Here is an 18,596-nt window from a genome sequence, read left to right on the forward strand (position 1 = left end):
GGAATAGCATGGTTAACATTTTGATGTTCAATAGTTAAATGATTTTGTATGTGATCTTTCGTGTGGGTCACCACTGCAAATAAGGGAATTATAATGCCTGTTATTACCCTTCCTGATGGAAGTCAGCGTCAATATGACCACGCCGTTTCTCCCCTTGATGTTGCCCTTGATATTGGTCCCGGATTGGCAAAAGCCTGTATTGCCGGTCGTGTCAATGGCGAACTGGTAGACGCCAGCGACAAAATCGAAACCGATGCGCAGTTGGCGATTATCACTGCCAAAGATGAAGCGGGACTGGAGATTATTCGCCACTCTTGCGCCCACCTATTGGGTCACGCCATCAAGCAATTATGGCCGGATACCAAGATGGCGATTGGCCCGGTCATTGATAACGGTTTTTATTATGATGTTGATATCGATCGTACTCTGACTCAGGAAGATATCGATCTGCTTGAAAAGCGCATGCATGAGCTCGCCAGCACTGACTATGACGTGATTAAAAAGAAAGTCAGTTGGCAGGAAGCGCGCGATACGTTTGCTGCTCGCGGTGAGACTTATAAAATTGCCATTCTGGACGAGAACATCAGTCATGATGATCGCCCCGGGTTGTATCATCATGAAGAATACGTCGATATGTGCCGTGGTCCGCACGTGCCGAACATGCGTTTCTGCCATCATTTCAAATTGCAGAAAACGTCAGGCGCCTATTGGCGTGGCGACAGCAAAAATAAAATGCTGCAACGTATTTACGGTACCGCCTGGGCAGATAAAAAGCAGCTCGGGTCTTACCTGCAACGCCTCGAAGAAGCGGCCAAACGCGATCACCGCAAGATCGGTAAGCAGCTCGATCTTTACCATATGCAGGAAGAAGCGCCGGGTATGGTGTTCTGGCATAATGATGGTTGGACTATCTTCCGTGAGCTGGAAGCGTTTGTACGCATGAAGCTGAAAGAGTACCAGTACCAGGAAGTGAAAGGCCCATTCATGATGGACCGCGTGCTGTGGGAAAAAACCGGGCACTGGGACAACTACAAAGAAGCGATGTTTACCACATCGTCAGAAAACCGTGAATATTGCATTAAGCCGATGAACTGCCCGGGTCACGTACAGATTTTCAATCAGGGATTGAAATCTTATCGCGATCTGCCGCTGCGTATGGCCGAATTCGGTAGCTGTCATCGTAATGAACCGTCGGGTTCCCTGCATGGTCTGATGCGCGTTCGCGGCTTTACTCAGGATGATGCGCATATCTTCTGTACTGAAGAACAGGTGCGTGATGAAGTCAATAGCTGTATCAAAATGGTGTATGATGTGTACAGCACCTTCGGTTTTGAAAAAATCGCGGTGAAATTATCTACCCGTCCTGAGAAACGTATTGGCAGCGATGAAATGTGGGATCGTGCCGAGAAAGATTTGGCCGCCGCCTTGAGTGAAAATGATATTCCATTTGAATATCAACCTGGCGAAGGGGCGTTCTACGGACCAAAAATTGAATTTACCTTACATGATTGTTTGGATCGCGCCTGGCAGTGTGGTACGGTGCAACTCGACTTTTCACTACCGGGTCGCCTGAATGCCTCCTACGTGGGTGAAAGTAACGAACGTCAGGTACCGGTAATGATTCACCGTGCCATTCTGGGATCAATGGAGCGCTTCATCGGTATTCTTACCGAAGAATTCGCCGGCTTCTTCCCAACCTGGTTGGCACCGGTACAAGCGGTGATTATGAATATCACCGATAGCCAGTCTGATTATGTCAGCGAATTGACCAGAAAACTGCAAGAAGCAGGCATTCGCGTAAAAGCAGACTTGAGAAATGAGAAGATAGGCTTTAAAATCCGCGAGCACACTTTACGGCGTGTTCCCTATATGCTGGTCTGTGGCGATAAAGAAGTGGAAGCAGGGAAAGTTGCTGTCCGCACTCGTCGAGGTAAAGACCTGGGGAGCCTTGATGTCAGTGAAGTCATTAGCAAGCTGCAACAAGAGATTCGCAGCCGTAGTCTTCATCAATTGGAGGAATAAGGTATTAAAGGCGGAAAACGAGTTCAACCGGCGCGTCCTAATCGCATCAACAGAGAAATTCGCGCACACGAGGTACGCTTAACTGGCGTCGAAGGCGAACAGCTTGGCATTGTCAGTCTGAATGAAGCATTAGAAAAAGCCGAGGAAGCAGGTGTTGATTTAGTTGAAATCAGTCCGAACGCCGAGCCGCCGGTTTGCCGAATCATGGATTACGGCAAGTTCCTCTATGAGAAGAGTAAGGCCACAAAGGAACAGAAGAAGAAACAAAAAGTTATTCAGGTCAAGGAAATCAAATTCCGGCCTGGTACCGATGATGGCGACTATCAGGTCAAACTACGCAACCTGGTTCGCTTTCTGGAAGATGGCGATAAAGCCAAAATCACACTGCGTTTCCGCGGTCGTGAAATGGCGCACCAACAGATTGGTATCGAAATGCTTAACCGTGTTCGTGACGATCTGAGTGAACTGGCAGTGGTTGAATCCTTCCCATCGAAGATTGAAGGCCGCCAGATGATCATGGTGCTCGCACCTAAGAAGAAACAGTAAGGCATTCAAGTAACCGAACCCGCGCCGCGCTTGCGCTGTGCGGGTTTTGTTCGCCTTATCTGATTCGTTGTAATTAACAATGCGAAGTGGAAATTAACATGCCAAAGATTAAAACAGTACGTGGCGCCGCTAAACGCTTCAAAAAAACCGCCAAAGGTGGTTTCAAGCGTAAGCATGCTAACCTGCGTCATATTCTGACCAAAAAAGCGACTAAACGTAAACGTCATCTGCGTCCGAAAGGCATGGTCTCCAAAGGAGATCTGGGCCTGGTCGTTGCATGTCTGCCTTACGCATAAGTAACCTTTTTGAATTTAGAATAAGACTTTAGGAGAGAGCATATGGCTCGCGTAAAACGTGGTGTGGTTGCTCGCGCACGTCACAAAAAAATACTGAAACAAGCGAAAGGTTACTATGGTGCCCGTTCGCGCGTTTATCGTGTTGCCTTCCAGGCAGTAATCAAAGCTGGTCAATACGCTTACCGCGACCGTCGTCAACGTAAACGTCAATTCCGCCAGCTGTGGATTGCACGTATCAATGCAGCATCCCGTCAGAATGGCTTGTCTTACAGCAAATTCATCAATGGCCTGAAAAAAGCCTCTGTTGAAATTGACCGTAAGATCCTGGCTGATATCGCCGTATTCGACAAAGTCGCATTCAGCGCACTGGTTGAAAAAGCGAAAGCAGCGCTGGCATAAGTCAGTTAAAAGAGGGAGCATTGCTCCCTCTTTTAGTTGCGTTAACGCACAGATAAACGAGTATTACTGTTGACATTTTGTGTGTCTCACCTTTCAATAAAGTAGTTTTATTTTCCCGTTTTACGATGACGACAAGGTAACGCAAGTATGCATACTGCTATTTTCCGTTTCTTTTTTTACTTTAGCGCCTGATTTCAGGGTGGCTTTGCGCGTAAGAAAAGAAACGAAAAGTAGCGCCTAAGCCTCCCTCAGGGAGGCTTTTTTGTTTAATAAGCATAATTTTCAATATGCGGAAAAAAGCATCTCGCGTTATTGAGTAAAATATTTTCCAATCATGACAGTTGGCCATACAGGCAGAAGAAGAGGAATGCAATGCCACATCTCGCAGAGCTGGTTGCCAAAGCCAGAACAGCCATAGAAGAGGCCCAGGACATTACCGCACTGGAAAATGTGCGCGTCGAGTATCTTGGCAAAAAAGGTCACTTAACCCTTCAGATGACCTCGCTACGCGAGCTGCCGGCTGAAGAGCGTCCTGCGGCAGGCGCTGTTATCAATCAGGCCAAGCAAGACGTGCAGGAAGCGTTGAATACCCGTAAGCAAGCGCTGGAGACGGCTGAGCTGAATGCCCGACTGGCGGAAGAAACGATTGATGTGTCGCTGCCTGGCCGTACCATCGAAAACGGTGGCCTGCATCCGGTGACCCGCACCATCGATCGCATCGAAACTTTTTTCGGCGAGTTGGGCTTTTCCGTGGCGACAGGGCCGGAAATTGAAGACGATTATCATAACTTCGATGCGCTGAATATTCCCGGGCACCACCCGGCGCGCGCCGATCACGATACTTTCTGGTTCGATGCGAAACGCTTGCTACGTACCCAAACCTCCGGCGTGCAAATCCGTACGATGGAGAATCAACAGCCGCCAATCCGCATTATTGCACCCGGCCGTGTGTATCGTAATGACTACGATCAGACACATACGCCGATGTTCCACCAGATGGAAGGGCTGATTGTGGATAAGAACATCAGCTTTACCAACTTGAAAGGAACGCTGCATGATTTTCTGCGTAACTTCTTTGAGGAAGATTTACAGGTTCGTTTCCGTCCTTCCTATTTCCCGTTTACCGAACCGTCGGCTGAAGTTGATGTGATGGGCAAAAACGGTAAATGGCTGGAAGTGCTGGGTTGCGGCATGGTGCATCCGAATGTGTTGCGCAATGTGGGTATCGATCCTGAAGTCTATTCCGGTTTTGCCTTTGGCATGGGTATGGAACGTCTGACCATGTTGCGTTACGGCGTAACCGATTTGCGCGCATTCTTTGAAAACGATCTGCGTTTCCTCAAACAGTTTAAGTAAGGCGGGAATATCATCATGAAATTCAGTGAACTCTGGTTGCGCGAGTGGGTAAACCCGGCGATTGACAGCGAAGCATTATCTGAACAAATCACCATGGCAGGCCTTGAAGTTGATGGTGTTGAGACTGTTGCCGGATCGTTCCACGGCGTTGTCGTGGGGGAAGTCGTTGAGTGCGGACAACATCCGAACGCCGATAAACTGCGTGTGACAAAAGTTGATGTGGGCGGCGATCGCCTGTTGGATATTGTTTGCGGTGCGCCTAATTGCCGCAAAGGCTTAAGGGTGGCGGTCGCCACTATTGGCGCGGTGTTACCCGGCGATTTCAAAATCAAAGCGGCCAAACTGCGCGGCGAGCCGTCTGAGGGGATGTTGTGCTCGTTCTCCGAGCTGAGTATTTCTGACGATCATAGCGGCATTATCGAATTACCGTTGGATGCGCCGATTGGCACGGACATTCGTCAATATCTGCAACTGGACGATACCGCCATTGAAATCAGCGTAACGCCAAACCGCGCCGATTGCCTTGGCATCATTGGCGTTGCTCGCGATGTGGCCGTACTGAACCAATTACCGCTGACAGAACCAGAAATTCAGCCAGTTGCGGCAACCATTCAGGATACGTTCCCGATTCAGGTTGAGGCGCCGCAGGCTTGTCCTCGTTATCTGGGGCGCGTTGTCAAAGGCATCAATGTTAAAGCGGCTACACCGCTGTGGATGAGTGAAAAACTGCGCCGCAGCGGTATCCGTTCTATCGATCCGGTAGTTGATGTCACCAACTATGTTTTGCTGGAGTTGGGCCAGCCGATGCATGCGTTCGATCTCGACCGTCTGGAAGGCGGGATCGTGGTGCGTTTGGCTAACGATGGCGAAACGCTGACGCTGCTGGACGGCAATAAAGTGAAGCTGAAGGCGGATACGCTGGTGATTGCCGACAAACAAAAGTCGCTGGCCCTGGGCGGCATTTTCGGCGGGGAGCATTCCGGCGTTAATGAAGACACGCAGAATGTCCTGCTGGAATGTGCTTACTTTAACCCGCTGTCCATCACCGGACGTGCGCGCCGCTATGGCTTACATACCGATGCATCCCATCGTTACGAACGCGGTGTCGATCCCGCATTGCAATATAAAGCGATGGAGCGAGCCACGCGTTTGCTGATCGAGATTTGTGGCGGTGAAGCGGGCCCGGTGGTGGATGTGACCAGCGAGGCGAATTTACCTGCGCGGGCGACAATTACGCTGCGTCGTGAAAAACTGGATCGCCTGATTGGTCACGTCATTGCCGATGAGCAGGTAACCGATATTTTGCAGCGTCTTGGCTGCAACGTGACCAACACAGAGGCGGGTTGGCAAGCGGTTGCGCCAAGCTGGCGTTTCGATATGGAGATCGAAGAAGATCTGATCGAAGAAGTTGCCCGTATTTACGGTTACAACAATATCCCGAATATTGCCACGCTCGCACCGTTGACCATGACTTCTCATCGTGAGGCGACGCTTTCTCTCAAGCGCGTCAAGACGTTATTGGTCGATCATGGCTATCAGGAAGCAATTACTTACAGTTTTGTTGACCCGAAAATTCAATCGCTGATCCACCCCGGCGAAGACGCGTTGATTCTTCCCAGCCCGATTTCAGCAGAGATGTCAGCGATGCGTCTCTCCTTGTGGAGTGGGCTGCTGGGGGCGGTGGTGTATAACCAGAACCGCCAGCAGAGCCGTCTGCGCCTGTTTGAAAGCGGTTTGCGTTTTGTGCCGGACAGCAGTGCAGACCTGGGAATTCGTCAGGATTTCATGTTGGCAGGTGTGATTACCGGCACTCGCTACGAAGAACATTGGGATCTGGCGCGTCAGGCCGTTGACTTCTATGATTTAAAAGGAGATTTGGAAGCGGTGCTGGCGTTGACGGGTAAACTGTCTGACATTGAGTTCAAGGCTGAAAGTAATCCGGCATTGCATCCAGGGCAAAGTGCTGCTATTTATCTTTGCGGGGAACGTATTGGATTTATTGGTGTTATCCACCCGGAACTGGAGCGCAAGCTGGATCTGAATGGACGCACAGTCGTGTTTGAGTTGCTGTGGGATAAGGTTACAAACCGCATTCTGCCTGACGCGAGCGACATTTCCCGGTTCCCTGCAAACCGTCGTGATATTGCTGTGGTAGTGGCTGAAAATATCCCCGCAGGCGATGTTTTAGCCGAGTGTAAGAAAGTTGGCGCAAATCAGTTAGTTGGCGTAAACTTATTCGACGTGTACCGAGGAAAGGGCGTAGCCGATGGTTACAAGAGCCTGGCTATCAGCCTGATCTTACAAGATACCTCTCGTACACTGGCAGAAGAGGAAATTGCCGCTACCGTTGCAGAATGTGTAGCAGCATTAAAACAGCGATTCCAAGCATCCTTGAGGGATTGAACCTATGGCGCTTACTAAAGCTGAAATGTCAGAATACCTGTTTGAGAAGCTCGGGCTGAGCAAACGGGATGCCAAAGAGCTAGTCGAGCTGTTTTTTGAAGAAGTTCGTCGCGCTTTGGAAAATGGCGAGCAGGTCAAATTGTCGGGTTTTGGCAATTTTGATTTGCGAGACAAGAACCAACGACCGGGACGTAACCCAAAAACTGGCGAAGATATTCCGATTACGGCGCGCCGTGTGGTCACGTTCCGTCCGGGGCAAAAGTTAAAAAGCAGGGTAGAGAACGCCTCTCCCAAAGAGTAAACGAGATAACCCAAAAGGCCGCGCAAGCGGCCTTTTTCTTTAAGAGGGACGGTCGGGATGGCGTGGCTATCTGGGACCGGTTTTTGATGCCGGATTGTCCGGTACCGGGCGATGATCGTCGATCAAATGGCGGATGGCCAGAATCGGATGGCGAAGCAGCATGCGTGGTCCTGACCAGCGCATAATCGCTTTGATTTCTTCCCGCCTGGCGGGTTGATAGCAGTGAATAGGGCAGTGCTTGCACGCGGGTTTCTCTTCCCCAAAGTAACAACGTTCCAGACGATTGATGGCGTAATCAAACAGACGCTTATATTTGTCTTTGCTGTCGATTTCGGGGTGATGCTTTTCGTACAATTCGATCATCAACCCAACGGTGCGGATTTCACGCTGCCTGTGTTTGCCCAGAGGTTTTCTCGCCATGTCCGTCATTTTCTGATGGAGTAATAATAGATATATTTTAAATGCAATTTATGTGAGTTGAAACCACCAGCGTCACATCCACAGGGAAAATAAAGGAAGATGCGAGGAACAGACGCCCTCGCGAAGAGAAGAGAATCAAGCGTGTCCGAACTGTGCCTGATGCAAACTGGCGTAAATCCCGCTATGCGCGATTAAATCCTGATGACTGCCTTGCTCAATGATACCGCCGTGATCGACCACCACAATGCGTTCGGCATTCTGAATGGTTGCCAGCCGATGGGCAATAACCAGCGTGGTTCGTCCCGCAGAAAGATCGCTGAGCGATTGTTGAATCGCCTGTTCGGTGGCGGTATCCAATGCGGAAGTCGCTTCATCAAGGATCAGAATCGGTGGATTTTTCAGAAAAATCCGTGCAATGGATAAACGCTGCTTCTGTCCACCGGATAATTTGACGCCGCGTTCACCCACGATGGTATCCAGACCGTCAGGCAGATTCTCAATCAGTTCGTCCAGTCTGGCGCGCTGCGCCGCCTGCATGATTTCTTCATCGCTGGCGCCCAGTTTGCCATAGGCGATATTTTCACGAATGCTGCCGCCAAACAGAAAAACATCCTGTTGGACGATACCAATCTGGCTACGCAGAGAAGCCTGCGTCATGTCGCGGATATCAATACCATCAATGGTGATGCTGCCGCTGGTTAAATCATAAAAACGGGGCAGCAGCGAACAGAGTGTGGTTTTTCCCGCGCCTGAAGGTCCGACGAAGGCGATCGTTTCGCCGGCGCGAATCGACAGGTTAACGTTATGGATGATGGGACGACCGGGCGAATAGCCGAAGCCAACCTGGTTGAACCGGATATCGCCTTTGAGTGGACCCACATCGCGAGCGTTGGGCGCGTCTGCAATTTCCGGCACGGTATCAATCAGTTGGGTAAAGCGTTTGAAACCGGCAATACCTTTCGGATAGCTCTCCAGCACAGAGGTAATCTTGGCGACAGGGCGGAAGAACACTTCGATCAGCAGCAGGAAGCCGATAAAACCGCCGTAGGTCAGTTCACCTTCAATGACATACCAGATGCCTGCCAGCATGACGATCAGCTGAATCAGACGTGTGCTCAGGTAGCTGAGCGTCAAACTGGCGGTCATGATGCGATAGGCCTGAAGTTTGGTACGGCGATAGTTTTCATTGTCGTGGGAAAACAGCTTTTTCTCATGCGCTTCATTGGCGAAAGCTTTGACGACGCGAATGCCGCCGACGCTTTCTTCAATTCGGGCATTGAAATTACCAACCTGGCCAAATAACTGGCGCCAGGTATCGGTCATGCGCGCGCCATAGCGGCTGACCAGAAACGTCATGAACGGCACGATAACGATAGTGAGCATGGCCAGTGGCAGATGTACGGTAGCCATCAGAATAAACGCGCCAATGAAGGTCATAATGGCGATAAACAGGTCTTCCGGACCATGATGGGCAATTTCGCCCACTTCCTCCAGATCTTTGGTGACGTGGGTAATAATATGCCCGGTTTTCATATTGTCGTAATAGCGGAAAGGGAGCTTTTGCAGGTGCTCAAACGCCTGGCGACGCATATCGGTTTCGATGCCCACGCCCAGCGCATGTCCCCAATAGTTAACAATGGCCATGAGTCCGGTATTCAGTAAATACACGATCAGTAGCGCAACGGAAGCCAGCAGAATCAGCGACCAGTTCTGCTCTGGCAGCAGCTTGTCGATGAACGCTTTAATTGCCATCGGGAAACCCAGTTCAAGCAGCCCTGCGATAATGGCACAGCCAAAATCCAGCACAAATAACCCTTTATAAGGGGAGTAATAAGAGAAGAAGCGCCGTAACATACCGTTTTTTTGAGTTAAATAAATGTGAAATCTACTATAACAGGTTATTGCACCGAGAGGGATATCCACAACCTGAGGAACATACTGCTTATTCCCGGGGTTGCCGGGTAGCGAACCAGCACAGCAATGAGCCCAGCGTCACCATGATAACACCTTGCCAAAAGGAATACGCGGGCGAGACTCTCAGCCACAATGACGCCAGCAGAGTGGAAATGACCGGGGTAAAATAAGACGCGGTAGCCAGTAATGTCAGATTACCATGCTGAATCCCCGTGTCCCACGCAGAGTAGGCGAGTGCGGTGGAGGCGCCCATGAAAATCAGCTCAATCGCGTTCGTCATGGTAAAGGTTAAGACATTCTCCGCACTGAATGTATATTGCAGCCATAGCACGATGGAGGTGATGAGGAGAAAGAATAGCACTCCGCTTTCTCCGTGGCCGAACCGTTTGGCGATATTGCAATACATGGCCCAGGTTATGGCGGCTGAGAAGGCTAATCCGTAAGCGAGTGGATTGGTCAGGATATTTTGCCATAGCACGTATGGAGACCACGCGTTGCCCCCCTTCATGATCCAGATAATACCGGATAACGAGAGAGCCAGTCCTATCCACAGCAGGAAGCGGCTTTTTTGCTGATTGATGAAGATTGAGAACAGGATGGTCAGACTGGGCCACAGATAGTTAATCATGCCCAGCTCTATCGCTTGCAAACGGTTGTTGGCGAGACCGATAGAGATGGACAGAAAAATTTCATAGCAGATAAAGAGCATTCCCCCGGCCAGAAGATAGACTTTGGGCAGCGTTTTTATTTTGGGAACGCCATGAAACAATAATAGGCAGAGCGTACTGGTGGTGTAAATCATGGCTGCGCCGCCAAGGGTGCCCAGTGATTCGGTAATGCTGCGAATCAGCCCGACAGACGTGCTCCACAAAATAATGGCCAGTAAACCAACGAACGTTGCACGCTGTGGCGTGATCTTCATGCTGAGGTATCTTACGTATCAGTGAAAATAAGAAAAGCGGATGCTGAGGGCAGCATCCGCCAGTGCACATTACATTTGATTAACGCCAGAAATCGTCGAAAACGGTAACCGGTGGCCGGCGCTTGTGTTCGGTTTTGCGATACCAGTTTTCAATGGTCGCCGCGTCTTTCGCATCCACTTGTTTGCCTTCAAGATAGTCGTCAATTTTTTCATAAGTCACACCCAGTGCGATTTCATCGGGCAGTGAAGGGCGATCGTCTTCCAAATCGGCCGTTGGCGTCTTGGTGTAAAGGTGAGAAGGACAGCCCAGTTCGCGCAGAAGCGCCTTCCCCTGACGTTTATTTAAACGGAATATCGGATTGATGTCTGTTCCACCGTCGCCATATTTGGTGAAAAAACCGGTCACCGCTTCAGCCGCATGGTCGGTTCCTACGACCAGACCCGCATTCATGCCCGCGATGCTGTATTGAGCTTTCATCCGTTCACGGGCTTTTTCATTGCCTTTGACGAAATCGGAAAGCTCAATGCCAATGGCTTTTAACGTGGCTTCGCTGGCTTCCACCGCGGGTTTAATATTGACCGTCAGAACCTTGTCAGGTTGTATAAAAGCGATGGCGTCCTGGCAGTCGGATTCATCGGCCTGCGTGCCATAAGGCAGGCGCACGGCGATAAATTGATAGCGTTCATCACCCGTTTCATTGCGCATCTCAGTAATGGCCGTTTGGCAGAGTTTACCGGTTAACGTCGAGTCCTGACCACCGCTGAGCCCCAATACCAGAGATTTCACAAATGGATGAGCATTCAGATAATTCTTTAAAAAATCAACGCTAACGCGAATTTCTTTCACCGGGTCAATGGTACTTTTGACTCCCAGTGCAGTGATAATGTCCTGCTGTAATGACATAATCTCCCCCTCCTGAACTTATTGATCCTGCGGAATAATTATCTTAATCCCCTGAGTGTAAAACGAATTGGCGTGAAGAAAAAGAACAAGCGTTCTGCCAATGGTATTACCTATGAGTGATACCTTTTCTCTATCAATGACGGCGTTATTACACAACCCTGTCATTTGAAAAAAGGCCTTTTGCCATCTAGACTCATTGATGACCCATTCATATGAGGTAATGTAATGAAAAATAATCGACTAATGTGGTGTATTGTTGCGGCAGGAGCAGTCTTTCTTTCTGGATGTTCGGCTTATAACAAAGCAGAAAGCTATGTAAATGAGCCGGTAGTGAAGGATGTCAAGGTAGGAATGACGAAAACGCAGGTTCATCAGCTTGCTGGTTCGGGAGGAATGGAAAGAACGCTGGTGAACGCGAAGGGGACTTGTAGCGATTATCTGTTGAAGAACCGTGACGGCACGGCCCAGAACTATTTTGTCAGCTATGATGAAACCGGGCATGTCCGCAATAAAGGCTTCCAAAGCTGTCAGGCATACGATACTTCTCCGAACCGATAACAGAACTTTCATTATTGTGTAATTGCGTAGGCGATGGACTTACGTGATCATTGGTTATATCTGTGTTTTCATCTCTAAAAGCATGCTGGAAGACGGGCGTTAACGCTTCAGGTGTCTTTCAGCATGCTTTGTGAATATCTCTTGTTCCCTGTGTACCCAATACCTTCCCTTCTATCATGAATTGCCATAACCCCTGGCAGAATAATGAGTAATTATTTGTAGTGTTAAGATTTTGCCTGAATTTGGTAAAATACTGTCAGATAAAGGGTTTTAAGATATTTCCATCTTCCGTCCAACGGCATTGTGCCCGATATTGCTGTTAACCAGTTCTACAAGACTGTTAATGCGTCGAGGAAAATACAATGACGAAAAAAACACTGGCACTGATGATGTCGTTACTGCTGGTCACCAGTTCTTTTTCAGGCATGACTTTTGCGGAAGGTCCGAATGGAGCGCAAGAGCAGAAACGGCAGCCGGTTAATAACCAAAACGGTGGCGAGCACAAGAATGCCCCTGCCGCCAGCAGTAAACAGAAAACCGCACCTAACGGTAATAACCGCAATAATGACAAAGGGACCCCGGTAAAGCAGGCTTCCCGTGGACAGCAGAAGCAGAATGCGCCCAACTTCCGTGAACGCGATCATTTTGTGTGGAGCGGCAATGATTTCAGAAAAGGTCATCCCGTCCCTCAACGTTTTCGTGGGGATAGTTATCGCGTCAATGACTGGCGCGTCCGCGGGTTACATGAACCACCTGCCGGTCAGCACTGGGCCTACATTAATGGTAACTACGTTTTGATCGCGGCAGCCACGGGGATAATCACCGCTATCCTTTTGAATAGTGCGTTAAACTAGCCGTAAAAATTAGTAAGGTGCCGGTAGAGCAACTACCGGCACCTTATCGTTTTATCATCCGCCAGCGACAACTCACGATGTCCACGGTTTTATGAAACGCTATTTACCGGTGCGCTAACTCCGCGTCTTCCCGGGCGTCAAATATCGTTTTATCGGTCTGTTTGAGCAACTGACTGGTCACGGTGCCAGCCGTCATCGATCCGCTCACATTCAATGCAGTACGCCCCATATCAATCAACGGTTCAATGGAAATCAGCAGAGCAACCAGCGTAATAGGTAATCCCATTGCTGGCAGCACAATCAGTGCCGCAAACGTTGCGCCGCCACCCACGCCGGCGACGCCGGCAGAACTGATGGTGACAATCCCGACCAGCGTAGCGATCCACACCGGATCGAGCGGATTAATCCCCACCGTTGGCGCGACCATCACCGCCAGCATGGCAGGATAGAGTCCTGCACAGCCATTCTGACCAATAGTGGTGCCGAATGACGCGGCAAAGCTGGCGATGGAATCCGGCACGCCAATACGACGGGTTTGCGCTTCGATACTCAACGGGATTGTGGCGGCACTGGAACGGCTGGTAAACGCAAAAGTCAGTACCGGCCAGACTTTGCGGAAGAACCGTGCTGGATTGATCCCTGTGAAGGACAGAATCAGGGCATGTACGCCGAACATGATGGCCAGTCCCAGATAGGACGCCACCACAAAACTCCCCAATTTCAGAATGTCTTGTAGATTGGAGCTGGCAACCATTTTGGTCATCAGCGCCATTACCCCGTAAGGCGTCAGCTTCATCACCAGACGAACCAGTTTCATTACCCAGGACTGTAGCGTATCAATCGCAACCAGTACACGTTCACCTTTGGCGCTGTCGTCTTTCAGTAGTTGCAATGCGGCGACACCGAGAAACGCGGCAAATATGACGACGCTGATAATCGAGGTGGGATTTGCCCCGGTTAATTCGGCGAATGGATTTTTAGGTATGAAGGACAAAATAAGCTGAGGCACATTAAGATCGGCAACTTTACCCGCATAATTATTTTCAATCGCGGTCAGCCGTGCGCTTTCCTGCACTCCCTGCACTAATCCGCTGGCCGTCAGGCCAAACAGGTTGGTGACGAAAACGCCGACCAAAGCTGAAATCAGCGTGGTAATCAGCAGCGTAGAGAGCGTCAGCACGCTGATCTTGCCTAATGATGAAGCGTTGTGCAGCTTTGCTACCGAGCTGAGGATGGAAACGAAGACCAATGGCATCACAATCATTTGCAGCAGTTGGACGTATCCGTTTCCCACAATATTGAACCAGGCAATAGACTGGTTGATGACATCAGTATTGTCGCCATAAATAAGATGTAGCGCTAATCCGAATAAAACGCCGACGACGAGCCCGAGCAAGACTTTTTTCGCCAGGCTCCAGTTGCGGTTCTTGCTGCTGTAAGCCAGCATGACCAGTAAACCGGCAAACACCAGAATGTTTAATAGCAGAGGAAAGTTCATCCTCATTTCTCCCTAATTCGTTCTAACCGTTATTTGTTACAAAAATGTCGATAATCGCCGACAGGATACCAGTTCTTTTATCATCATGTTATAGGCGTTTGAGTGATAATCTGGGCAAACAATGGATAATAGGTGAAATAATATTCGCTCGGTTTGCTGCTTTGACAGTTGAATAGTTTGCGCCTGGGATATTGCGCCATCGATAGGGGCGGGTAATGACTGAATCCGGTTATCCCGTAACGGTGGTCAGACTGATGCCGGCATCCTGGTGGCGCCGCTGGCGAGAGCGCGAAAAATCACGGTAGTTCACCTGAATAACATAACGGAAGAGGCGGTGTTGATTGAGTGGTAGCAAAAAAATAGGGTAGTCATTACATCGGAGAAAAAATGACTACCCTGAACCGCAAGAAATACATTAACAAATAACACTCACAAACGAAGAGGGTAATTAGACACAGAAATTAAAAAAGATAAAACTCTTACAGCTAACACAAAATAACACTGACAGACTACTTTCGTTAAAGTATACCCTTAACGAAGGGATGTTAAAAATTAAGCTCACTCATGAAACTTCAACGGATTAATTCCAACATCCCTTTTCCACTGCTAATACTAAAGGATATTTAAATAATCCAGGAATATTAGAAGTTATATTGTACGCCAACACGATAACGGGTTTGGCGATGATCGCTGGTGCCATCCTGAGCTACGTTACCAACAGCAGCATACGGTTTCCAGTTTTTATCCAATGCGTAAGACAGTTTTACATCATGGTCGATGTTATAAGTTTCATTATCGTATTGGTAAGCCCCGGCTTTGTTGGCTTTTTTATAGTCCATTTCATATTCAACCTGGAAGCCCATCGGCAGTTTATAGGCGAGCAACCCGGTAAGGTTATAGCCGTTTTCCTGCGTGCTGCTTGTGCCGCCAATATTGCCGCTTTTTCTCAGGTAATAAGGGCGATAGCGCAGTGAGTAAGACAGATTATCGGTAATATTGACTTTACCACGCAGGTAAGGGCGATAGTTGTTAGAGGATGAGACGGTATCTAAAGAAAAACCAGGTTCAAGCGAGAACGTTTTATTGAAGTTATAAACGTAGCTGGCAACAACTTCGGTACCGTTGCTTACTGTTTCATGGTAAGGCTTATTGGGCGTGACTTCAGAAGACGGTTCACCATTTTTCCATCTTGCTTCAACAGACAAACCAAATCCATTAGCAAAACGATGAGACATTAACAGACGATCGCGATGGTCGTTCTTTGGTGTATCTTTCATTTCATGACGATAGTCAATAGTTACCGCCATTGCATTAACACTAATCAATGAGGTGACTGCCAAAGCTAGTAATTTAAATTTCATTGTTATATTCCCTATCGGTTAGGATGATACTTAATTCAAAAGACGCATTACTATTTTTAATACAAGTTCTATTTTATTTATTATTAAACTGCGTTTTGTGATCGCGATCTGCTTGGGTAACAAAAAGTAAAACACAGTTTCAAAATGTGAAGGAGATCGAATTGAATAGATGGTTTGTTTTAATTTAAATAAAATTTAATAAATATCTTATTTCAGATTATATAAAAACACTGTCATTGTTAATAACAGGTTGATTAATTAATAAGCATTCGTTTCTATTATTTTATAAATAATAAAGAAAATGTCTTGTTTCATTTTAAATGAAATATAATAAGTCACTTGTTTCAATTTATATAAAAACCTGCCATGTTAATGGCAGGTTGGATAATTAATAAATTTCAGGGTATTTTATTTCATTGCACGTTTCAAAATACGTTCAGACTGACGTTGAAAATATTTCGCTGTTTCTTCAACAGATTTCTGGCCGTAATCGATGGACTGAATGGCATCGCCAAACAGGGATACGATTTGCGGATCGTCAAAATAAGGCGAAACGCTCATGCTATGCGGCAGTGTCAGCGCCTGATTCAGACCCGCAACAGCCGGAGAATCATCCTGAATGACGCCATCGGCAGTTAGCTGAGCTACCGCCGCCTTACTTAACGGAACGCCACGCTCTAATCCCAGAGCCTGAACGCCTTCTTTGCTGTTCAACAGGAAGTCAATCAGCAGAGACGCTTCTTTAGGATGTTTGCTTGATTTACCAATTGACAGCATTTGCGCGGGTTTAAAGAACAGACCGGCATCTTTAGCGCCAGGCAACATTGGATAGCTGCCTAACTCCAGTTTTGCCGGGGGTTGCAGGTTATCGGAGTACTTGGTAATCGTAGAGTTCCACATGTAGGTGCCGCTCCACTCGCCGTTAATCCACGGCTTCATTTCATACATGTTGCTCTTGCCGAAAGAGGCATAGTATTTCGCTGAAGGCATAACATGGCTATCAACCAGCGTCTTATACATGTTGAAGAACTCTACCCATTGCGCATCGCTGTATGAGAACTTCTGACCTTTCTCATCAATGGCCGGGATATTGTACTTCTGAACCATATAGGAGTTTAACAGCGCCAGTGAATCCTGATGCTCCAGAACCACAGGGTAGTATTGCTCACCCAGTTTTTCTTTAAACACTTTACCGGCGTTCAGCAGTTCATCCCAGTTTTTAGGATATTCCAGTCCGGCCTTTTTCCAGCTTTCGGTGTTGAAATAGAACACACGAGCCGTAACAGAAATAGGAATGCCGTTCAGTTTGCCATTGACCGTCGTACCCTGAAGCTCTTTTGGATCAAACTGGGTCAGATCCAGCGTGTCTTTGACTTTATTCAGGTCGTAGAAACCATCGCCGTTTTTAGAGAAAATCGGCAGCCAGTTCCAGTTGGTTTGCATGACATCAGGTTCAGTATTACCGGCAATCTGGGTGGTCAGACGGGACAAGTGTCCGTCCCAACCGGTGTACTCTGATTTAACGGTAATATTGGGATGCTGTTTATGGAAATCTTCAATTGCCTTGAGTGTCTGCTGATGGCGGGCGTTTCCACCCCACCAGGACATTCTCAATTCAACCTGATCGGCAGCAAAAGACGGCGCTGCCAATAATGCCAGAGACGACGCTATCAGCGTGTGTAGGATCGCTTTTTTCATCGGTTACTACTCCTGTTAAAGAGAGATATTTTTTTCTGTTTTTGCATCAAAGATATGGCATTTATCCATATCGAACTGGAAGAATATCTGGCGATGCAGACCATTCTTAATAATCAGCCGCGCTTCATCGGACGGAACGCGGCTGGTTAATTCAAAGCCATCAACCTTTATGTACATAAAGAATTCATGGCCCATGTTTTCTACGCGCACCAGTTCACCCTGAGAGTGGTTGGCCTCAAACGGGGTTTCGGAAACGGTCACGTATTCAGGACGGATACCGAAGAAAACATCCTGACCGGAATAGGAGCGCACTTTATCCTGCTGCTCACTGTTCAGGACCAGCGTGTAGTGGCCGACGGTCAACCCAATCTGACCGTCTTTTTCCACCAGCTTGCTGGGTTTGATGTTCATTTCCGGCGAGCCGATGAAGCCGGCTACAAACATGTTGACCGGGAAGTGGTACAGGTTATCCGGCGTATCCACCTGCATGATATGACCCAGTTTCATGACGCAGATACGGTCGCCCATGGTCATGGCTTCGGTCTGGTCGTGGGTAACATACACGGTGGTGGCGGCCTTACCGCTTTTCTTCAACTGCTTGTGCAGATCAGAAATACGGATACGCATCGAAGCACGCAGTTTGGCGTCCAGGTTTGACAACGGTTCGTCAAACAGGAAGACGTCGGGTTTTTTCACGATGGCGCGGCCGACCGCCACACGCTGCGCCTGACCGCCGGAAAGCTGGCGGGGCAGGCGGTCCATCAGTTCTTCCAGTTCCAGAATTTTTGATGCTTCCGTTACCTGCGCTTCGATTTGGTCTTTGGGCATTTTGCTGAGTTTCAGACCGAACGCCAGGTTCTCTTTTACCGTCATGTGCGGGTAGAGGGCATAGTTCTGGAACACCATCGCAATACCGCGCTCTTTCGGCGCCAGGTTGTTCACCACGCGTTCGCCGATACGGACTTCGCCGCCGCTGATAGTTTCCAGACCCGCCAGCATGCGCAGCGTGGTGGATTTGGCGCAGCCCGACGGGCCGACGATAACCATGAATTCGCCGTCTTTAATGGTCAGGTCGATGCCGTGTACCGCTTTGAAACCGTTGGAATATACTTTTTCCAGCTTGTTGAAAATGACTTCAGCCATG

General features: G+C 48.6%; 18 protein-coding genes and 1 other annotated feature. Of the genes, 10 read left to right on the forward strand and 8 right to left on the reverse strand.

Going from position 1 to position 18,596, the window contains the following annotated elements; translation table 11 throughout:
• The first annotated feature begins 93 nt into the window (after nt 1–93).
• From thrS to ihfA, 8 genes are all read left to right on the forward strand, one after another.
• Complete coding sequence (gene thrS, locus DDT52_RS08160; RefSeq protein WP_136155906.1) at nt 94–2,022, forward strand: threonine--tRNA ligase; 1,929 nt, start codon at nt 94–96, stop codon at nt 2,020–2,022.
• Nucleotides 2,023–2,025: 3 nt separating this feature from the next.
• On the forward strand, nt 2,026–2,568 hold the full coding sequence (gene infC, locus DDT52_RS08165; protein ID WP_109054963.1) for a translation initiation factor IF-3: 543 nt from the start codon (nt 2,026–2,028) through the stop codon (nt 2,566–2,568).
• 98 nt (nt 2,569–2,666) lie between these two features.
• Nucleotides 2,667–2,864, forward strand: coding sequence for a 50S ribosomal protein L35 (rpmI, locus tag DDT52_RS08170; RefSeq protein ID WP_109054964.1), 198 nt, complete (start codon nt 2,667–2,669; stop codon nt 2,862–2,864).
• A 42-nt stretch (nt 2,865–2,906) separates the two neighbouring features.
• On the forward strand, nt 2,907–3,263 hold the full coding sequence (gene rplT, locus DDT52_RS08175) for a 50S ribosomal protein L20 (protein ID WP_109054965.1): 357 nt from the start codon (nt 2,907–2,909) through the stop codon (nt 3,261–3,263).
• Between the two features lie 141 nt (nt 3,264–3,404).
• Nucleotides 3,405–3,530: a sequence feature (Phe leader region), on the forward strand.
• Nucleotides 3,411–3,455 (forward strand): pheST operon leader peptide PheM, encoded by a 45-nt coding sequence (pheM, locus tag DDT52_RS08180; RefSeq protein ID WP_121514181.1) that lies wholly within the window; start codon nt 3,411–3,413, stop codon nt 3,453–3,455. (Overlaps the previous feature by 45 nt.)
• 105 nt (nt 3,531–3,635) lie before the next feature.
• On the forward strand, nt 3,636–4,619 hold the full coding sequence (pheS, locus tag DDT52_RS08185) for a phenylalanine--tRNA ligase subunit alpha (RefSeq protein ID WP_136155907.1): 984 nt from the start codon (nt 3,636–3,638) through the stop codon (nt 4,617–4,619).
• Nucleotides 4,620–4,634: 15 nt separating this feature from the next.
• Complete coding sequence (gene pheT / locus DDT52_RS08190) at nt 4,635–7,022, forward strand: phenylalanine--tRNA ligase subunit beta (protein ID WP_136155908.1); 2,388 nt, start codon at nt 4,635–4,637, stop codon at nt 7,020–7,022.
• 4 nt (nt 7,023–7,026) lie between these two features.
• Nucleotides 7,027–7,323 (forward strand): integration host factor subunit alpha, encoded by a 297-nt coding sequence (ihfA, locus tag DDT52_RS08195; protein ID WP_009112984.1) that lies wholly within the window; start codon nt 7,027–7,029, stop codon nt 7,321–7,323.
• Between the two features lie 66 nt (nt 7,324–7,389).
• On the opposite strand, the gene DDT52_RS08200 is transcribed toward ihfA, so the two are convergent.
• The 4 genes from DDT52_RS08200 to nadE all read right to left on the reverse strand — a co-directional run bounded on the left by DDT52_RS08200 (nt 7,390) and on the right by nadE (nt 11,483).
• The gene (locus DDT52_RS08200; RefSeq protein ID WP_136155909.1) at nt 7,390–7,743 is read right to left on the reverse strand and encodes a nitrous oxide-stimulated promoter family protein; all 354 of its coding nucleotides are present in this window, start codon (nt 7,741–7,743) and stop codon (nt 7,390–7,392) included.
• 135 nt (nt 7,744–7,878) lie between these two features.
• Nucleotides 7,879–9,597: an ABC transporter ATP-binding protein gene (locus tag DDT52_RS08205; protein ID WP_136155910.1), complete on the reverse strand. Its 1,719-nt coding sequence runs from the start codon at nt 9,595–9,597 to the stop codon at nt 7,879–7,881.
• An 88-nt stretch (nt 9,598–9,685) separates the two neighbouring features.
• Nucleotides 9,686–10,573, reverse strand: coding sequence for an aromatic amino acid DMT transporter YddG (yddG, locus tag DDT52_RS08210; protein ID WP_136156079.1), 888 nt, complete (start codon nt 10,571–10,573; stop codon nt 9,686–9,688).
• 85 nt (nt 10,574–10,658) lie between these two features.
• Nucleotides 10,659–11,483 carry an ammonia-dependent NAD(+) synthetase gene (nadE, locus tag DDT52_RS08215; RefSeq protein WP_109054971.1) on the reverse strand — a complete coding sequence of 275 codons (825 nt, stop codon included), beginning with the start codon at nt 11,481–11,483 and terminating at the stop codon, nt 10,659–10,661.
• A 225-nt stretch (nt 11,484–11,708) separates the two neighbouring features.
• Here nadE and osmE point away from each other — a divergent pair, with 225 nt between their 5' ends.
• On the forward strand, nt 11,709–12,041 hold the full coding sequence (gene osmE / locus DDT52_RS08220) for an osmotically-inducible lipoprotein OsmE (protein ID WP_136155911.1): 333 nt from the start codon (nt 11,709–11,711) through the stop codon (nt 12,039–12,041).
• 362 nt (nt 12,042–12,403) lie between these two features.
• On the forward strand, nt 12,404–12,895 hold the full coding sequence (locus DDT52_RS08225; protein ID WP_136155912.1) for an RcnB family protein: 492 nt from the start codon (nt 12,404–12,406) through the stop codon (nt 12,893–12,895).
• A gap of 103 nt (nt 12,896–12,998) precedes the next feature.
• Here the strand turns inward: DDT52_RS08225 and DDT52_RS08230 are convergent, their stop codons facing one another.
• From DDT52_RS08230 to DDT52_RS08245, 4 genes are all read right to left on the reverse strand, one after another.
• Entirely contained in the window at nt 12,999–14,393 is a 1,395-nt protein-coding gene (locus tag DDT52_RS08230) for an L-cystine transporter (RefSeq protein WP_136155913.1), read from the reverse strand.
• 641 nt (nt 14,394–15,034) lie between these two features.
• The gene (locus DDT52_RS08235) at nt 15,035–15,754 is read right to left on the reverse strand and encodes an oligogalacturonate-specific porin KdgM family protein (protein ID WP_136155914.1); all 720 of its coding nucleotides are present in this window, start codon (nt 15,752–15,754) and stop codon (nt 15,035–15,037) included.
• 408 nt (nt 15,755–16,162) lie between these two features.
• Nucleotides 16,163–17,452 carry an ABC transporter substrate-binding protein gene (locus DDT52_RS08240; RefSeq protein ID WP_136155915.1) on the reverse strand — a complete coding sequence of 430 codons (1,290 nt, stop codon included), beginning with the start codon at nt 17,450–17,452 and terminating at the stop codon, nt 16,163–16,165.
• A gap of 15 nt (nt 17,453–17,467) precedes the next feature.
• Nucleotides 17,468–18,595 (reverse strand): ABC transporter ATP-binding protein, encoded by a 1,128-nt coding sequence (locus tag DDT52_RS08245; RefSeq protein ID WP_136155916.1) that lies wholly within the window; start codon nt 18,593–18,595, stop codon nt 17,468–17,470.
• Nucleotide 18,596: the final 1 nt, after the last annotated feature.

This window comes from Brenneria roseae subsp. roseae (genome assembly GCF_003115845.1).
GTDB lineage: Bacteria > Pseudomonadota > Gammaproteobacteria > Enterobacterales > Enterobacteriaceae > Brenneria > Brenneria roseae.